Genomic DNA, 16,144 nt, shown 5'->3' with positions numbered 1-16,144 from the left:
TTCACGGATTCCCCCCATGCGCACCGTCATCTGCCATTTTTTCAACGAAGAATACCTGCTGCCCTGGTGGCTCAAGCACCATCTGCCGATGTTCGACTATGGCATCCTGATCGACCACGGCTCGACCGACCGCTCGGCCGAAATCTGCCGCGAGCTGGCGCCCAACTGGCGCCTGGTGCGCAGCCGCCTGACGCATTTCGACGCCTTCCTGACCGACCTGGAGGTGATGAACTACGAGCAGGAGGTGGTGGGCTGGAAAATCGCCCTGACGGTGACGGAATTCCTGATGTGCAGCGTACCGCTGGCACACCTGGAAGCCCAGCTCAAGGACATGGGCCGGGTCGGCTGCGCCGCCTCCGGCATGCTGGTGATCGACGACAACCCGGCGCAGATCCCGACCTACGATTTGCCGCTGCCGCTGCAGAAGCACTGGGGCATAGACGACAACGCCATTTCCGATGTGCAGGAACGCATCCGCATCGGCAACATCGGCGGCCAGCCGACGCGCAACCGCTTCTATCACAACAACGCGGTGGGCATGTACACCCCGGGCCGGCACGGTTCCTACCTGCCGGACGCCAGCTTCCGCATCCTGAACCTGATGGTGATGGTGTTCCACTATGCGCCGTGGACCGAGCGCACCATCGCCCGCAAGATGCAGATCGCCAACAAGCTGAACCCGTCCGACGTGGCGCGCGGCTGGGGCAACCACCACCTGCGCAACGCCGAAACGCTGCAGGGCGACTATGAACGCAAGCGGGACGTGTCCATCAACTTCATGGAGCACGCCCACGCGCGCGACGCGCTGCTGGCCAGCTGCAAATACTAAGGCAGCCGGGCAGCCGGGCGGCTAGCGCGCGAACGCCGGCAGCGGCGTGTTGGCGTGCAGCACGCCCTGCGCCTGCAGGTGGCGCGCAAACGCCAGCAGCAGGTAGTCGTTGTAGCGGCGGGCGAAGGCCTGCGCGCCGAACGGCAGGCCCAGCGGGCCGGTAAACAGCGGCAGGTTGATGCTGGGCACGCCGCACAGGCTCCAGATCAGGCTGTTGTCCGGACGGTCCACCGAATCGAGGCCCAAGAGCGCCTCGCCGCCGGTGGCCAGGTCGATCACGATGTCATACTGCGCCGCCAGCAAGGCGTCCAGTTCCGCCGCCAGCGCGTTCTGCTGCTTGAGCGCGCCCTGGTAGTGCTCCACGCCCAGCTGGTTGCCGCGCGTGACGATGTCGTACATGACGGGGCTGACCAGGGTGTGGGCCTCGAACTCTTCCTTGAAATAGTAGGCCAGCGCCTTGTCGTAGATGGTGGCGTGGATGTCGTGCGCGCGGTTGAAGCTGTCGGGCAGCACCAGGTGCTCGACGTGCACATTGGCCACGTCGGCCAGGCGCACGGCGAAGTCCTGCAGGGCTTGCTGGGCGTAGGGCTCGGCGTCCTGCCAGCGCGGCCCCTGCAGCACCGCTACCCGCCACGGCCGCTCGCCGACCGACTGGCGCGCCGGATCGTTGAGGATCTGGTGCGCCAGCGGGAAGTCGATGCCGTGCACGCGGATGGTGTCGAACATCATCTGCGCGTCGTCCACGTTGCGGGCGAACACGCCCACCGTGTCCAGGGTGTCGGTGGTCTTCAGCATGGCGGTGCGCGGCACCAGGCCGAACGAGGGCTTGAAGCCGATCACGCCGCAGTAGCTGGCCGGACGGATGATGGAGCCGGCCGTCTGCGTGCCCAGCGCCACCGGCGCCATGTGGGCCGCCACCGCCGCGGCCGAGCCGCTGGACGAGGTGCCGGGGATATAGCCCAGGTGATGCGGATTGCAGGTGGGCCCGGGCGCGTGCACGGCAAATTCCGCCGTCACGGTCTTGCCCAGCATGATGGCGCCGGCCATGCGCAGGTAGTGCACCACGCGCGCGTCGTTGCCGGGCGTGAAATCCTTGAACAGCGGGCTGCCCATCTGGGTCGGCATGTCGGCGGTGTTGAAGATGTCCTTGACCGCCACCGGCAGGCCGCACAGCTTGCCGCCGGTGCCGGCCGCCAGCTTGCGGTCGGCCTCGTCGGCCTGGCGCAGCGCCAGTTCCGGGTCGAGGTAGGTCCAGGCGTGGATGTCGGCTTCGCGGCGCGCAATGCTGTCCAGGCAGGCCTGGGTCACTTCGCGCGCGCTCACTTCGCGCGTTTTGAGCAGGGGCAGCAGCTGGCTGGCGGTGTATTCGGCCAGCTGGACCGGGGTGCGCGCGCTCATGGCTTCACCTGCGAGGCGCGGTAGGCTTGCACGGCGTCGCTGAAGGCGGCGTCGGTCAGGCCGCCGCCGGCCGTCACCTGGGCCCGGTGATCGCGCATGACCGCGTTGAACTCGTCCTCGCTGAAGCCGGTGATCTGCAGGTACCAGTCCAGTGCCGGCGGGCGTTCGGTGTCGCTCTTCTTGGCCAGCTCAAAGGCTTCCTCGCGCGTCAGCAGGCCGGCGCGCACGTCCTGGCTGGCGTGGTCGGTGCCGCGCCCGAAGCCGCGCTTGAGGAACTTGGTGTAGTCATGCACGCCGGCCATGCGGCACTCGACGCTCTTGTAATTCTTGTAGGTGCCTTCCACCTTGTCTTCCTTCCAGCCGTAGACGTCGCGCACGAATTCCATCTGGCGCTCATCGTCCCAGAAGATGAAGTCGCCCAAGTGGATGCCGACCACGCCGACCTGCTCGATGGCTTCCACCGACGGCATCTTGAAGGCCGCCATCTCACGCAGGCTGATTTCATGGTTGACCATCTCTTCCGGATAGCGCTTGGCGGAGACCTTGGTGAAGTAGTCGCGGTCGAAGCGGCGCACCGGGTTGCGGTGGGTGGCGCGGCCCGAAGTCTCGGCGATCGATTCGCCCCAGATCATCAGCGGAATGCCGTAGCGCACCGCGGTCTGCATCGGAAACGCGCCCACGCCCGAGTGGCAGTGCCAGCAGGAGTCGCCGATCTTGTACAGCGACTGCTTGGCCAGGCGGTTTACCAGCGAGCGGCTGGGCGAGAACATCACGTGATCGACGTCGAACTGCTCCAGGCAATTCTGCAGATTGTATTTGCCGGTCTCGGTGAACCAGGTGTGGCTGAAGGTGACCGCCAGCGCGCGCATGCCGTACACCTTGGTCAGCACGTGCAGCTGGAAGGTGGAGTCCTTGCCGCCCGAGATGGGAATGATGCAATCGTATTCGTTGTTCAGGCTCTTGTAGTGGTCCAGGATCTTGCGCAGTTCCTTTTCCCGCTCGACCCAGTTGATGCGGATCTTCTGCTCGGACGACTGGCAGGCCTGGCAAATGCCCATTTCGTCGAACTGCATGCCTTCATTGGTTTCCGGCATGCAGCAGCGGGCGCAGTATTTCAGGTCGGGGAACAGGGGCTGACCGTAGGTATTGATTATCATGATGGATCCGTTGGGTAAAGATCAGAAAGCTGGATGATGTCGGGATGGGGCAGCACGCAGCGCGGCGCCCAGGGCGGCACGCTGCTGACAACGCGCCGGCCGGCGGCCAGCGCCACCACCATGGCGTAGGTCTGGCAGCCCGCCACCGCCTGGGACCAGGCCAGCGCCTGTGCCAGCGTGGCAGCGCTGTCCAGCGCCAGCGTCACGCCCTCCGGCGGAATAGCGTTCTGGCGGGCGAGCCAGGCGTCGTACTTGCCGGGCGGGTCGGATGGATGGGGGCGCAGGCGGATATCTACCTGCGGCCCCAGTTGCAGGCGGTCCAGCCCGGCGATAAAGAAATCCAGCGCGGCGAATTCGCCCGGCTCGGACAGTTCGCCCCAGGCTTGGCGGATCGGCTCGAGCACGTACAGTACGCGCGCCGGCTGCGGCGCAGTGCCAGCCTGCTGCGCTGCGGTTGCTGCAGCTGATGCAAGGGCGGCGGTTGCCGCGCGCTCACAGGCGTGCACCTCGGCCACCAGGCCGTCCAGGTATGCGTTGGGCTGCTGGCGCACCGGGATGGCGGGGAACAGCCTGCGCGCCAGCGCCAGCGCATGCCGGTCGCTCACCCATAGTTCATCCGGCAGCACCTGCTCGCCGCCGCGCTCAAAGCGCTCGCGGTAATTGGTCCAGTGGTCCAGCACGGCGATGCTGTGCTTGCCCTGCTGGCGCGCCAGGCGCCGTGCTGCGTGCTCCAGATCGCTGGCCCAGCCGGTGCCGGTGAGCACGGTTTGCGCGCCGGCCACGGCTTGCTCCAGGCCCAGTTGCGGCGTATCGCCGCGCTCCCGGCGCCATGCTTGCAGCGCAGGGCCAGCCATGCTGGGCAGCAGCGCAGCCGCGTCGCTGCCGCGCAGCCAGGCCAATATGTGGTTGGCGGCGCCGGCGTCGTGCGCGACCACCGCGCACGGCGTGGCCAGCAGCGCAGCGAGCGGCATGGCGCCGGCAGCGGCAGTAGCGAAGTCGGTATCCATCAGTTGGCGAAGCGCGCGAAGTACAGCACGTCCTGCGGCGCGCCGTCGACCAGCTCCTGGCCCACGCGCACGCCGTCCGGCTGCATGCCGCAGGCTTGCATGATGCGCACCATGGCGCTGTTGCAGCGCAGGGTGCCGCCGGTGACTTTGCGCACGCCGCTGGCCAGCAGGTGCTCCAGCATGGTGCCCCAGGCGTCGCGCCCCAGGCCCAGCCCCTGCCCTTCGGGGCCGATCAGCAGGCCGATGTCGGCGGTGCCGTGCTGGCGGCTGTGGTAGACGGTCATGGTGCCCACCATGCGCTCGTCATGGTATATGGCAAGAAAGAGATTGTCGCTGCCTGCGAAGCCGGCCAGATAGGCCTGGCAGCTGGCCACGTCGTGCTGGCGGAAACGCTGGTTGCTGTATCGCATCAGCTGGCGGTCGCCCAGCCAGCCCAAGTAGGCCGGCGTGATGTTGGCCGGCCCGAAAGGGCGCAAGGACACCTTGTTGCCGCGCCACTCGCGCGGCGCCGTATTGCTGTGCTGATCGTGCATGGAATCGCATTCCCGGTTGAACCACCTCGCTGACACGATAACCAATTCCCGTCCGCAACGCAACTAAGCGCTCCAGTACGCCTTATTTCCCTTGCAGCGCCTGTGGCTGGGACAGCACTTTACGGATCGCGGCGATGAAATCGTCGATGTCGGCCTCGGTCAGGGGCTCGCGCATCAGCGGGGTGTAGATCAGTTCCTCGAAGTGCATGCGCTCGACCACCGGGCAGATGCCGCGGCTGTAATCGTAGTTGACGTCCGGGTTCTCGGTCCACGGGAAACCCTTGCTGCCGATGGCAATCTTCTTCTGGTACAGCGGCGCCAGGTAGAGCGGCTTGACGTAGGCTTCCACGAAGCCGGTCTGCTCCCAGATGGTGGGCGTTGGCAGTTCGGCATTGACGGCACGCACGAAGGCGGCGCGCGGGATGCCGGTCACGGCGGCGTCGTACTTTACCGGATACAGGTAATAGGCGTGCCCGGCGCCCTCGGCCACCTTGGCCGGGGTCAGCCCGGGCATGTCCGCCAGCTGGGCTCCGAAGTAGGCAGCCAGGCGCTGGCGCGTTTCCAGGTAGTTGTCCAGGCGGTCCAGCTGGGCCAGGCCGATGGCGGCCTGCAGCTCGGTCAGGCGGTAGTTCGAGCCCAGCATATTGGTCAGGTCTTCCACGCCCTGCGCTTCGATCAGGTTCTCGCCGTGGTTGCGGATCAGCTGGCAGCGCAGCGCCAGCTGGGCGTCGTTGGTGACCAGCATGCCGCCTTCGCCGGTGTGGATGTGCTTGTGGTAATTCAGGCTGAAGCCGCCGATGTCGCCAATGGTGCCGACCGGCTTGCCCTTGTAGTGCACGCCGGGCGCCTGCGCCGCATCCTCGATCACTTTCAGCTGGTGCTGGCGGGCCAGCGCCATGATGGGGTCCATGTCGGCGGCCTGGCCGAAGATGTGCACCACCATGATGGCCTTGGTGCGCGGCGTGATGCGCGCGGCGATGCTCTCGGCGCTCAGGTTGAAGGTGTCCGGGTCGATGTCGGCAAACACCGGAATGCCGCCGTAGAACAGGATGGCGGTGGCGCTGGCCGACATGGTGTAGGGCGAGACGATGACCTCGTCGCCCGGGCCGATGCCGATGGCGCCGACCGCCGTCATCAGGCCGGTGGTCCAGGAGTTGACGGAGATGGCGTGGCCGAAGCCGTATTTATCGGCCCATTTGCGCTCGAATTCCTGCACCTTGGGGCCGCCCAGCCACTGCGGGCCGGGGCTGCCGAAGAAGCCGGACAGGTGGCCGCTGTCCATCACTTCCATGACGGCCTGCTTTTCGGCCTCGCCCATGGTGGTGCGCACGGCGTAGGGGGTGGTGCGGGTCGGGGCGCCGCCGTTGATTGCGAGTTCAGTCAAGATATTCTCCGTCAGGTTGTCGGTTCGGCTACGTCGGCCGGTTCAGTCCAGTTCGTGCAGCGCGATCCAGGCGCCGCCGCGTTCGGCAGAGCGGCGCGCGGCGGCCACGGCCAGCGCGGTGGTCAGTGCGGCGCGCGCATCGCAGCTGGCGGCGCGCTGCTCGCCGCTGGCCAGGCGCAGCGCTTCGGCCACCATATTATCCATCGCTTCCAGGTTGCGCGCCGGCAGCGCCTGCGGCGCGTCCGGGATGGTGTAGCCGGCGTATTGCGGATCGGCGCGCAAGCCGGTCAGCGTCACCTGGCGGCCGCCCAGCGACAGTTCGGCCATGCCCAGCGTGCCGGTCACGCGCAGTTCGAAACAGGTGAAGGCGCGCTGGTCGCTGCCCAGCATGGTGAGCTGGAAGCGCCGGCCGTCCGCGCCACTGCCGCCGCAGCCGGCGGCCGGACCGTATTCGATCTGCACGTCCAGCGCGGGGTCGGCGCCGTTGCTCCATTCGGCCTCGCCTGGCTCCAGCGGCGAACCGAGCGAACGGGCGCGCAGCGGCACGGCGCCGGTCAGGTTGGCCACCAGGTCTATCATGTGCGAGCCGTTGTTGCTCAGGCCCTTGCCATAGCTGCCCACCAGGCGCTGGATGCGGCCCAGCTCACCGCGCTGGATGCGTGCGCGCAAGTCGCCCATTGCGGGATCCCAGCGGCGCGAGAAGTTGACCAGGGTGCGGACACCGGCCGCTTCCACCGCCGCCACCAGGCGCTGGCTTTCAGCCAGGGTGGTGGCCAGCGGCTTTTCTATCACCAGCACGCGCACGCCCGCGGCCAGGGCCGGCTCGATGACGGACCAGCGCGCGCTGCTGGCGGCGGCCACCACGGCAATGTCGATGGCGTGGGCGGCGAACAGGCGGCGCGGGTCGTCGTAGGCGTGCGGCGCGCCCCAGCGCTGCGCCGCCTGCTGCGCGCGCGCCTGGTCGTGGTCGCAGCAGGCCAGCAGCTGCGCGCCGGGGTTTTTCGTGAAGCCGGCCGCATGGGTCAGCGAATAGTCGGCGGCGGGGCTGTCCGCGTCCCACTGTGCGCCGATCAGGCCGCAGCCGATGATGGCGACACGGGCCGGCGCGGCGGCGGCCGGCGTCGTGGCGGGCGGTATCGTGGCTGCCTGCGTCATGGCTGGCGCCGGAGCTGGCCGCGGCTGTGCATGGCCACCAGGATGGCCATGGCGCGCAGGATCTTGTAATTGGCGGCGAAGCGGCGCCCGAAGCGCGGCGCATCGGCGCGGTCGCGCGTGATGATGTCCATCTCGATGTAGCGGCAGCGGTTGGCCATGGAACGCACCGCCAGCTCGCTGCCGATCGACTTGAAGCTGTCGAAATGGCCGGCCTCGCGGTACAGCTCGATGGCGTAGCCTTTCATGCCGCACAGCGGATCGGCCACCCGCCACAGGCGGCGCGCCACGGCCGCGAAAACGGTCTCGCCGACGCGCTGCAGCCGGTCGCGCACGCCCAGCACCAGCTGGTAGCCCTGCGCCAGATGGTCGATCATTTCGCGCAGCTGGGCCGGGTTGTGCTGGCCGTCCGCGTCGATGGTGATGACGTGGGTATAGCCCAGCTCGGCCGCGCGCGCGAAGCCGGAGTTGAGGGCGCCGTCGTAACCCTGGTTGACGCCGTGGCTGACCACTTCGGCGCCGGCGGCGCGCGCCACCTGCGCGGTGGCGTCGCTGGAGCCGTCGTCCACCACGATGGGGTGGCCGTAGTCGCGCACGCGCTCCAGCACCGCCCCTATCGTGGCCGCCTCATTCAAGGCGGGGACGACGATGGCTACGCGAGGTCGTTCCATCGCAGGTAATCTCCAGCCTTGACGGCGCGGGTGAGCGCCTTGCCGGGCACGTTGGCCAGGTGCAGCGGGGAAATGGCGTCGGCGGGACATGGGCGCAGCACGTCCAGGTCGTCGCGGCTGAGCACGCTACCGGCGGGCAGGTCGCGCGCCAGGCGGATGGCGCGGCGCTGCAGCACCGCCGTTTCGCGCTCGTTGAGTTCGACTTTCTTGATGCCGTTGCCCAGCGCCAGGTCCAGCTCGCGGGTGGCGTCCACCATGTCGCGCCAGGCTTGCGGGCTCATGGAGAAGCCGTGGTCCGGGCCGTCGCGGCCGGTGTCGTCGGTGAAATGCTTTTCGATCATGCGCGCGCCCAGCGCCACCGCGCCCAGCACGGTGGCGTGGCCCAGCGTGTGGTCGCTCAGGCCCAGCACCATGTCCGGATACATGGCGCGGTAGCTCTTCAGTACATTGAGCTGGATGTATTTGAAGTTCTCCAGCTGCGCGGTGTAGTTGGTGTTGCACTGCATCAGCGCCAGTTGCGGGTTGATGGCCAGGGCGGCCTGCACGGCGCGGTCCACGTCGTCCATGCTGGAGGCGCCAGTGGCGATGATGTAGGGCTTCTGCTTGCTGGCGATGTGCTCGATGATCTCCAGCCAGGTGATGTCGCCCGAGCCGATCTTGAAGGCCGGCACGTAGGGGTCGATGTGGTCCACCAGCGCCTTGTCGTAGGGGCTGGTGAAGAAGCAGATGCCGGCCTTGTCGCAGGTTTCCTTCAGCGTGGTGGTCCACAGCTGCGGCACGCTGGCGTCGGCGTACACTTCCACCACGCTTTTCTTCCACTTGGCCTGGTGCGACTGCTGGCCGCCCAGCGCCTTGAAGCCGGCGTCGCTGACGATGGTGTTGGCCTTGAAGTGCTGGAACTTGGCGGCGTCTGCGCCGGCCTCGGCGGCCATGTAGATCAAGTCCTTGGCGCGTTCCAGGTCGCCGTCGTGGTTGGCGGCGATGTCGGCAATGAAATAGGTCGGATGGCCATCGCCGATGGCCTTGCCGTCGATGTGCAGTGTGCGGTCAGGCTGGTTCAAGGTAGTCGCTCCGGAGTGACTGGATTTGCTCGGCCAGGGTAGGCAGGCGCAAGCCCATGGTGTGTTCAAAGAGGCTGCTGTCGGTACGCATGTCGGTCGGGCGGCGGGCGCGCAGCGCGGGCGCGTCGGCGGAACGGCCGCGCTGCAGGCCGGCGGTGGGCAGGTCCAGCGCCGCCGCCAGCAGATAGGCGAAATCGGCCTTGCTCATGCCGTCGCGCGCGCCGAGGTTGTAGACGCCGGCCGGGCGCGCCTGCACCACCTGCGCCAGCAGGGCGCACAGGGTGTCGATGGCCAGCGGCGTGAACAGCACGTCGTCAAACACCGTCATGGCGCGGCCCTCGCGCATGCCCTGCACCAGCCAGTCGCTGAAGCTGACGCGGCCGGCGCGGCGGCTGCGGCCGAAGAAGTTGGTGCGCAGCACGGTGCTGGACACGCCGGCAGCCGCATGTTCGGCGGCCAGCTTGGAAAAAGCGTAGGTGTTGGCGACCCGCACGTCGCCTTCGGCGTGCGGGCCGGCGCTGTCGTACACCATGTCGGTGGAGATCTGCACCAGGTGGCAGGCCGGGACGCCGCCGGCGCTGTTGTCGCGCATCCAGCGCGCCAGGTGCGCCACGGGCAGGGTGTTGAGGCGGTAGGCTTGCTGCGGCTCGGACTCGCACAGGTCGACATTGGTGAGCGCGGCCAGGTTGACGATGCAGTCCGGGCGGGTACGGTCCAGCATGGCGGCGGTTTGCCGCCAGTCGCCCAGGTCGGCCTGCTGCTCGGCGGCGTGGCTGTGGCCGTGGCTGTGCACCACGTGGCCGGCAGCGCGCAGCGCCGGCACCAGCGAGCTGCCGAGCAGGCCGGTGGCGCCGGTGACGAGGATGCTGGCCATGAAACTCAGGCGATGTCGCCGTTTTGGCGCAGCGCGGCGTACATCAGCTCGGCGCGCGTCCAGTCTTCCGGCGTGTCGATGTCCTGCACCATGTGGCGCGGCAGCAGGTAGGCCATGGAATCGGTGGAGAAAAAGATCTTGTTGTCCAGGTAGCTCTGCGCCGAACCCCAGTAGAACTGGCCCGCGTCCTGGTAGGCGTGCTCCAGGTCCTGCGAGCGCGTGTTGTAGTGCTCCGGCCAGAACATTTCCACCAGGCCCTCGGCATTGAGCTTGAAGGACCGCTGGATGGGGAAGGGGAAGGAGGTGGCGCTGAACACGTAGCCGCCCACCTTGCGCTGCTCGAACAGCGCGTGCGCCTCGCGCAGCGCGGACGCCTGCAGGAAAGGCGCGGTGGCGTAGATGCAGCATACCTGCTCCACCGGGCCCATGTGTTCTTGCACCCACTGCACCGCCTGGCGTATCACCGGCACCGTGGTGGCATGGTCGTTGGCCAGTTCGGCCGGACGCGTGAACGGCGTTTCGGCGCCGTGGGCGCGCGCGATGGCGGCGATTTCCTCATCGTCCGTGCTGACGATGACGTGGTCGAACAGGCCGCTTTCACGGGCCGCCTTGATCGAATAGGCGATCAGCGGCTGGCCGGCGAAGGCGCGGATGTTTTTGCGCGGAATGCGCTTGCTGCCGCCGCGCGCGGGGATGATGGCGATACGCATGCCGGGCTCCTGGTCGATGGCGAATTAGTAGCCGGTGCGTTCGCTGAGCGCCACCAGCGCGCGCAGGCCTTCGACGTCCAGCACGTCCGGGTTGGTGCCGGAGTTGTACTCGAAGCCGTCCGGCACCGGGGTGCCGGTCTCGCCCAGGTTGTTCAGGCGGTAGTTGGCGCGGTTGTTGAACACGATGGACGGCTGGATCACGAAGTGGTCGTGGAATTCCAGCGTCAGGTGCGAGTCGTCGAACGGGCACATGATCTCGTGCAGCTTTTCGCCGGGGCGGATGCCGACGATCTTCTGCGGCAGATTGGGCGCCATGCACTGGGCCAGCGTGGTCACCGTGGCCGATGGAATTTTCGGAATGAAGATTTCGCCGCCGTGCATGCGCTCGAAGTTCTTGATCACGAAGTCCACGCCCTGCTGCAGGGTGATCCAGAAGCGCGTCATGCGCGCGTCGGTGATCGGCAGTTCGGTGGCGCCGCTGTCGAGCAGGTTCTTGAAGAAGGGGATCACCGAGCCGCGCGAATTGATCACGTTGCCGTAACGCACAACGGAGAAGCGCGTGTTGCGGCTGCCTACCATGTTGTTGGCGGCCACAAACAGCTTGTCCGAGGCCAGTTTGGTGGCGCCGTACAGGTTGATCGGGTTGGCCGCCTTGTCGGTCGACAGCGCGATGACGTGCTCGACGCCGGCCGCGATGGCCGCGTGGATCACGTTCTCGGCGCCGTAGATATTGGTCTTGATGCACTCCATGGGGTTGTACTCGGCCACCGGCACGTGCTTGAGCGCGGCCGCGTGGATCACCACGTCGACGCCGTCCATGGCTTGCAGCAGGCGCGGCTGGTCGCGCACGTCGCCGATGAAGTAGCGCATCTGCGGCGCATTGTAGGTCTGCGCCATCTCATACTGCTTGAGCTCGTCGCGCGAGTAAATGATGACTTTCTTCGGCTGGTAGCGCGCCAGGATGGTCTTGACGAACTGCTTGCCGAACGAGCCGGTGCCGCCGGTGATGAGAATGGTTTTATTGTTCAGCATGTCGTGTTCCATAGAGGGTGGAGCGGGCCGGGCGCGGCTCCGTTATTATGCACAGTATGCCGCGCATCAACAACTGCGCGGCCTCAAAAAGGCGCTTACGGCTCGCGCGCCGATTCGCTGACCGCCTTGGTCAACGGCCACAGCAGATACGACAGCACGGTGCGTTTGCCGACCACGATTTCCGCCGACAAGGTCATGCCCGGAAGCAAGCGCGCGTGCGCGGGCATGTCGCGCAGCGGCTTGTCGCCCAGCGCGACACGGCCCAGGTAATAGGCGTCCAGGCCCTGGGCCTGGGCCGAGTCGCGCCGGAACGCGTCCTGGCTGACGGTGCGCAGCTTGGCCGAGATGTCGCCGTGGCGCTGGAAGGGGAAGGCGTCGATCTTCACGTGCACCGGGTCGCCCGGCTTCATGTAGCCCACGTCGAGCGCATCGATCTGCACTTCGGCCTCCAGCTGGGCCGACAGGGGCACCAGGGTGAAGAAGGCCTCCGCCTCGCGCACGATGGAGCCGCTCGACAGCTTGGCGATCTCCAGCACCACGCCGTCGGCCGGCGCCGTCAGGCTGACCAGCTGGTGGCGCTTGTCGGCCTTCTGCAGCTGTTCCTGCACGTCGCTGCGCTCGCGCGAGATGACCAGCATGTCTTCCATGGCCTTCTGGCGCCAGCTGCGGTCGAAGGCGGCCTTCTCGGCCTGCAGCGCGGCCAGCTCGCGCTGGATCTCCAGCGCCTTGTTCTTGGTCAGCAGCAGGTCGCGCTCCACTTCCAGGCGCTTGTCCTGGGCCGCCAGCAGCTGCATGCGGGCGCCGTACTGCTGCGCCACCAGCTTTTCCTGCATGGTTTCCATTTCGCGCACCGACTTCAGGCGCGCGGCCAGCACGTCCTGGTCGTGGCGGTTGGTCTCGGCGGACGCCTGCAGGCGCGCGATGTTCTCTTCCATGCGCTTGAGCTGGGCCTGGAAGTTGGCGCGCCGCTCGCCGGCCAGGCTGGCCTGCAGGCGCGCGTCGGCGTCGCCCACCCCGGTGGGGCTGGCGGCCTTGCCGGACAGTTCCTGGGCCAGGCTCTCGCTTTGCGTGGTCAGGCTGCGCAGCTTGGAACGCAGCTGATCCTCGTCGGCCTGCACGAAGGTGGGATCCAGCGTGGCCAGCCGTTCGCCCTTGCGCACCACCTGGCCGACCCGCACCTCGATCTTCTGCACGATGGACGTTTCCAGCGGCTGCACCACGATGTTGGGCAGCGGGTTGATCAGGCGGCCGCGCGCCACCACCACCTGCTCCAGTTCGGACAGGCTGGCCCACACCACGAAGGCGGTCAGCGCCAGCGCCAGCACGGGCAGCGTGATGCGGGCGAAGGCCGGCAGCGGCCGCAGCTCGATCTCGTCGGCGTCGGGCAGGAACTCGACGTCCTTGCCCTGCTTGGCGGCCGGCTTGGCGTTTACAGGTGGCTTGTTTGCTGGTTCCATAGATGCTGATAAGTTTCGCTGCGTTGCAACAGTTCTTCGTGGCGGCCGCTGTCCATCAGGCTGCCGCGCTGCATGACCAGGATGGCGTCCGCGTTGACCAGGGTGGACAGGCGGTGCGAGATCATGATGACGGTGCGCCCGACCGCGATGCGCGACAGGTTTTTGATGAAGATGGCTTCACTTTCCGGGTCCAGCGCGCTGGCCGCCTCGTCAAGGACAAGGATACGCGGCTTGGTGAGCAGGGCGCGCGCGATCGACAGGCGCTGCTTCTGGCCGCCGGACAGGTTGCTGGCATTTTCCTCCAGCAAAGTGTCGTAGCCTTGCGGCATGCGTTCGATGAATTCGTCCGCGCCCGCCGCGGCCGCCGCCTCGACGATCTCCTCGAAGGTGGCGTCGGCCTTGGCGGCGGCGATGTTGTCGCGCACGCTGCCGCGGAACAGGAAGTTCTCCTGCAGCACCACGCCGATCTGGCGCCGCAGGTGGGACAGGTCGATTTCGCGCGCATCGACCGCGTCGAAGCGGATGATGCCTTCCTGCACCGGGTAGAGGCCCTGGATCAGCTTGGTCAAGGTGGTCTTGCCGGAGCCGCTGCGGCCGACGATGCCGACCACGGTGCCCGGCTTGATGGTGAAGCTGGCGCGGTCCAGCGCGGTGTTCGCGGCGCCCGGATAGCGGAAGGTGACCTGGTCGAAGGTGATGGCGCCGCCGAACTGCGGGCGCAGGCCGCCGGAACCGGTGCGGCCCTCCGGCGCGCGGTTCATCACCTCGCCCAGCATTTTCACCGACAGCGCGGTTTCCTGGTATTCGTTGACCAGGCCGACGATGCTGATCAGCGGGGAGACCACGCGGCCGGTGATCATCTGGAAGGCGATCAGCGCGCCCACGGTGAGGGTCTGGTCGAACACGTCGCCGGCGCCGATCACCACGATCACCACCGGCAGCAGCTTGCCGAGGAAGTCGGTGATGGCGTTGCCGGTGATGGAGATCTGGCCGACGCGGAAGTGCATGGCGATCGACTGCGCCGAGCGCTGGTCCCATTCCTTGCGCTGGGCCGGTTCCAGGGCCAGCGCCTTGACGGTGCGCATGCCGTGCACGGTTTCGACCAGCATGGCCTGGCGCGCGCCCTCGGCCGAGTACAGCGCCTGCAGGCGGCGCTGGAAGGTCGGCACCATGGTGGCCACCACCAGCGCGATCAGCAGGGTGAAGGCCAGCGTGATCATGGCCAGCTTGACCGAATAGGTAAACAGGATGGGCAGGAAGATGATCAGCGCGGTGGCGTCCAGGCCGGTGAAGAACAGGCGGCCGGTGAGGAAGCCGCGGATCTTTTCCAGCTGCTGCATGTGGCGCGTGATGACGCCGGCGGTGGTGGTCTCGAAATAGTCGATCGGCAAGGACAGCAGGTGGCCGAAGGTGCGCCGCGTCAGGCGCATGTCGATCTTGTTGGTGGCCGCCAGCGTGAGGATCTGGCGCAGGTAGCCGAACAGCGCGTCGAACACCAGTGCGATCACGATGCCCACGCCCAGCACGCTCAGGGTGGAGGCGCTCTGGTGCGTGAGCACCTTGTCGATCACCAGCTGGAAGAACACCGGCGTGGCCAGCGCCAGCAGGTGCATGGCGATGGCGGCGATGGCGATGTCGCGGAAGGCCGCCTTTTGCTTGAGGATTTCAGGAATGAACCAGCGCAGGCCGAAGGGCTGGTTGACGTCGGTCAGCGCGTGGTGGCGTTTGACCAGCAGCACCTCGCCCTCCCAGCGGCTGCAGAACTGCTCGCGGTCCAGCAGCAGCACGCCGGCGCCCTCCTCCAGCGGATCGAGCAGCGCCACCTTGCCGTCGCCGTCGGCGCGCGCGCCCACCACGATCACGGCGTTGCCATTGTTCAGGCGCGCCATCAGGGGGAACACGCCGCCCTGGGCCAGCAGGCCGTCCCAGTCCAGGGTGCGGATCTTGGCCTTCATGCCCAGCTCCGAGGCCATGCGCACCAGCAGTGCGCCGCGCGGTTCCTCGGCGCCAAGCGCATAGTCGTCGATCACGCGTTCCGGGTTGATTTGTAAGCCATGGTGCTGAGCAATGGCGGTCAGGCACTGTACGACAGTATGGGGAAATTTGGCTTGCATCGAGTCAGACTAGGGGTGGATACATCTTGCGCAACCTTTCAACGGACGGCACGGGCGCAGCAATAGCGCGCAGGCAGATTTTACCCCGCCCGCGCAGGCAAATGCATCAATTGCGTACCGGGCTGTAACATTGTCGCTGCAATGGCACAGCCCGCAGGCGCGGCGGCCTATTTGGACGCCGCCAGCCAGCCCGCCGCGCCGGGCGTGACGGGCACGCTGCTGCCCTGCCCGGGCGCCGCCAGCGCGTCCGGGACGGCGCCGTCCGGGCGCTGCCGGTCGAACTGCCTGAGCGCGGCCACCATGCGGTCGACACCGGCTAGCGTTTGGCTAGCCGCCAGGGTGCCGGCCTGCGCTGCCAGGCCCTGGCCCGGCGCTTCCCCGGCCGGGGCGGCGGCCGCTGCCTGCTGCGCCGGGTCGAAGCCGGCGATGGCCTGGGCCAGCGAACTGACCTTGCCGCGCAGGTCGGCTGCCGGTGCTGCCAGTGCCGTCTGGAACCAGACGTCGGCCAGCTGGCTGGTGCTGCCGCCGGAGCTGGTGTAGCGCGACTGCAGGCCCACCCAGTTGCCGTTGTTGTTGAAGGTGCCCTTCTCGGCAGTCAGGTTCAGGCTGGCGATGTTGCGGTCCTTCAGCGACGTCAGCTCGCCGGCCTGGCTCACGCCGTCGGCRTTGGCATCCACCCACACGCGCAGGTCGGCGTAGGCGGCGTCTTTACTGTCGAGCACGCCATCCTTGTTGCCGTCCAGCTCGGCCATCGCTTCGTAACCG

Annotated in this window: 14 protein-coding genes and 1 pseudogene; 1 reads left to right on the top strand and 14 read right to left on the bottom strand. The window is 67.4% G+C overall.

The features are described 5' to 3' along the window. Positions 1-16: 16 nt before the first annotated feature. Positions 17-829 (top strand): glycosyltransferase family 2 protein, encoded by an 813-nt coding sequence (locus ASC94_RS06925; protein ID WP_056392656.1) that lies wholly within the window; start codon positions 17-19, stop codon positions 827-829. 21 nt (positions 830-850) lie between these two features. Here the strand turns inward: ASC94_RS06925 and ASC94_RS06920 are convergent, their stop codons facing one another. The 14 genes and pseudogenes from ASC94_RS06920 to ASC94_RS32955 all read right to left on the bottom strand — a co-directional run. Next, the gene (locus ASC94_RS06920) at positions 851-2,227 is read right to left on the bottom strand and encodes an amidase (RefSeq protein WP_056392655.1); all 1,377 of its coding nucleotides are present in this window, start codon (positions 2,225-2,227) and stop codon (positions 851-853) included. Next, complete coding sequence (locus ASC94_RS06915) at positions 2,224-3,384, bottom strand: N-acetyl sugar amidotransferase (protein WP_082616321.1); 1,161 nt, start codon at positions 3,382-3,384, stop codon at positions 2,224-2,226. The genes ASC94_RS06920 and ASC94_RS06915 overlap by 4 nt, the downstream gene beginning before the upstream one ends. Continuing rightward, positions 3,381-4,391, bottom strand: coding sequence for a hypothetical protein (locus ASC94_RS06910; protein ID WP_056392654.1), 1,011 nt, complete (start codon positions 4,389-4,391; stop codon positions 3,381-3,383). The genes ASC94_RS06915 and ASC94_RS06910 overlap by 4 nt, the downstream gene beginning before the upstream one ends. Then, positions 4,391-4,924: a GNAT family N-acetyltransferase gene (locus ASC94_RS06905; protein ID WP_056392653.1), complete on the bottom strand. Its 534-nt coding sequence runs from the start codon at positions 4,922-4,924 to the stop codon at positions 4,391-4,393. The genes ASC94_RS06910 and ASC94_RS06905 overlap by 1 nt, the downstream gene beginning before the upstream one ends. 82 nt (positions 4,925-5,006) lie before the next feature. Continuing rightward, a complete protein-coding gene (locus tag ASC94_RS06900) occupies positions 5,007-6,308 on the bottom strand; it encodes a DegT/DnrJ/EryC1/StrS aminotransferase family protein (protein ID WP_056392651.1) in 1,302 nt (433 codons plus the stop codon). 42 nt (positions 6,309-6,350) lie between these two features. Further along, positions 6,351-7,463 carry a Gfo/Idh/MocA family protein gene (locus ASC94_RS06895; protein WP_056392650.1) on the bottom strand — a complete coding sequence of 371 codons (1,113 nt, stop codon included), beginning with the start codon at positions 7,461-7,463 and terminating at the stop codon, positions 6,351-6,353. Further along, positions 7,460-8,131 carry a glycosyltransferase family 2 protein gene (locus tag ASC94_RS06890; protein WP_162251399.1) on the bottom strand — a complete coding sequence of 224 codons (672 nt, stop codon included), beginning with the start codon at positions 8,129-8,131 and terminating at the stop codon, positions 7,460-7,462. The genes ASC94_RS06895 and ASC94_RS06890 overlap by 4 nt, the downstream gene beginning before the upstream one ends. After that, entirely contained in the window at positions 8,113-9,192 is a 1,080-nt protein-coding gene (locus ASC94_RS06885) for an N-acetylneuraminate synthase family protein (protein WP_082616319.1), read from the bottom strand. The genes ASC94_RS06890 and ASC94_RS06885 overlap by 19 nt, the downstream gene beginning before the upstream one ends. Continuing rightward, the gene (locus ASC94_RS06880) at positions 9,179-10,066 is read right to left on the bottom strand and encodes a sugar nucleotide-binding protein (RefSeq protein ID WP_056392645.1); all 888 of its coding nucleotides are present in this window, start codon (positions 10,064-10,066) and stop codon (positions 9,179-9,181) included. Before ASC94_RS06880 ends, ASC94_RS06885 begins: the two co-directional genes overlap by 14 nt. A gap of 5 nt (positions 10,067-10,071) precedes the next feature. Next, positions 10,072-10,776, bottom strand: coding sequence for a pseudaminic acid cytidylyltransferase (gene pseF / locus ASC94_RS06875; RefSeq protein ID WP_056392643.1), 705 nt, complete (start codon positions 10,774-10,776; stop codon positions 10,072-10,074). A 24-nt stretch (positions 10,777-10,800) separates the two neighbouring features. After that, entirely contained in the window at positions 10,801-11,808 is a 1,008-nt protein-coding gene (gene pseB / locus ASC94_RS06870; protein ID WP_056392641.1) for a UDP-N-acetylglucosamine 4,6-dehydratase (inverting), read from the bottom strand. Between the two features lie 95 nt (positions 11,809-11,903). Then, positions 11,904-13,265, bottom strand: a complete 1,362-nt coding sequence (locus ASC94_RS06865) for an HlyD family type I secretion periplasmic adaptor subunit (RefSeq protein ID WP_056392639.1) — start codon at positions 13,263-13,265, stop codon at positions 11,904-11,906. After that, positions 13,238-15,379, bottom strand: coding sequence for a peptidase domain-containing ABC transporter (locus tag ASC94_RS06860; RefSeq protein WP_056392637.1), 2,142 nt, complete (start codon positions 15,377-15,379; stop codon positions 13,238-13,240). The genes ASC94_RS06865 and ASC94_RS06860 overlap by 28 nt, the downstream gene beginning before the upstream one ends. Positions 15,380-15,546: 167 nt before the next feature. Continuing rightward, positions 15,547-16,144, bottom strand: a pseudogene (locus ASC94_RS32955) (hypothetical protein); the annotation flags it as partial.

Source organism: Massilia sp. Root418 (assembly GCF_001425265.1).
Classification (GTDB): domain Bacteria; phylum Pseudomonadota; class Gammaproteobacteria; order Burkholderiales; family Burkholderiaceae_D; genus Rugamonas.
The sequence above is the reverse complement of the archived record's forward strand: the minus strand, read 5'-3'. Positions and strand labels throughout refer to the sequence as shown.

Excerpts from the sequence above, each read along its gene's own strand:
- ASC94_RS06925 (WP_056392656.1), top strand. The coding sequence starts at position 17 with ATGCGCACCGTCATCTGCCATTTTTTCAACGAAGAATACCTGCTGCCC.
- ASC94_RS06920 (WP_056392655.1), bottom strand. The coding sequence starts at position 2,227 with ATGAGCGCGCGCACCCCGGTCCAGCTGGCCGAATACACCGCCAGCCAG.
- ASC94_RS06915 (WP_082616321.1), bottom strand. The coding sequence starts at position 3,384 with ATGATAATCAATACCTACGGTCAGCCCCTGTTCCCCGACCTGAAATAC.
- ASC94_RS06910 (WP_056392654.1), bottom strand. The coding sequence starts at position 4,391 with ATGGATACCGACTTCGCTACTGCCGCTGCCGGCGCCATGCCGCTCGCT.
- ASC94_RS06905 (WP_056392653.1), bottom strand. The coding sequence starts at position 4,924 with ATGCACGATCAGCACAGCAATACGGCGCCGCGCGAGTGGCGCGGCAAC.
- ASC94_RS06895 (WP_056392650.1), bottom strand. The coding sequence starts at position 7,463 with ATGACGCAGGCAGCCACGATACCGCCCGCCACGACGCCGGCCGCCGCC.
- ASC94_RS06890 (WP_162251399.1), bottom strand. The coding sequence starts at position 8,131 with ATGGAACGACCTCGCGTAGCCATCGTCGTCCCCGCCTTGAATGAGGCG.
- ASC94_RS06880 (WP_056392645.1), bottom strand. The coding sequence starts at position 10,066 with ATGGCCAGCATCCTCGTCACCGGCGCCACCGGCCTGCTCGGCAGCTCG.
- pseF (WP_056392643.1), bottom strand. The coding sequence starts at position 10,776 with ATGCGTATCGCCATCATCCCCGCGCGCGGCGGCAGCAAGCGCATTCCG.
- pseB (WP_056392641.1), bottom strand. The coding sequence starts at position 11,808 with ATGCTGAACAATAAAACCATTCTCATCACCGGCGGCACCGGCTCGTTC.
- ASC94_RS06865 (WP_056392639.1), bottom strand. The coding sequence starts at position 13,265 with ATGGAACCAGCAAACAAGCCACCTGTAAACGCCAAGCCGGCCGCCAAG.
- ASC94_RS06860 (WP_056392637.1), bottom strand. The coding sequence starts at position 15,379 with ATGCAAGCCAAATTTCCCCATACTGTCGTACAGTGCCTGACCGCCATT.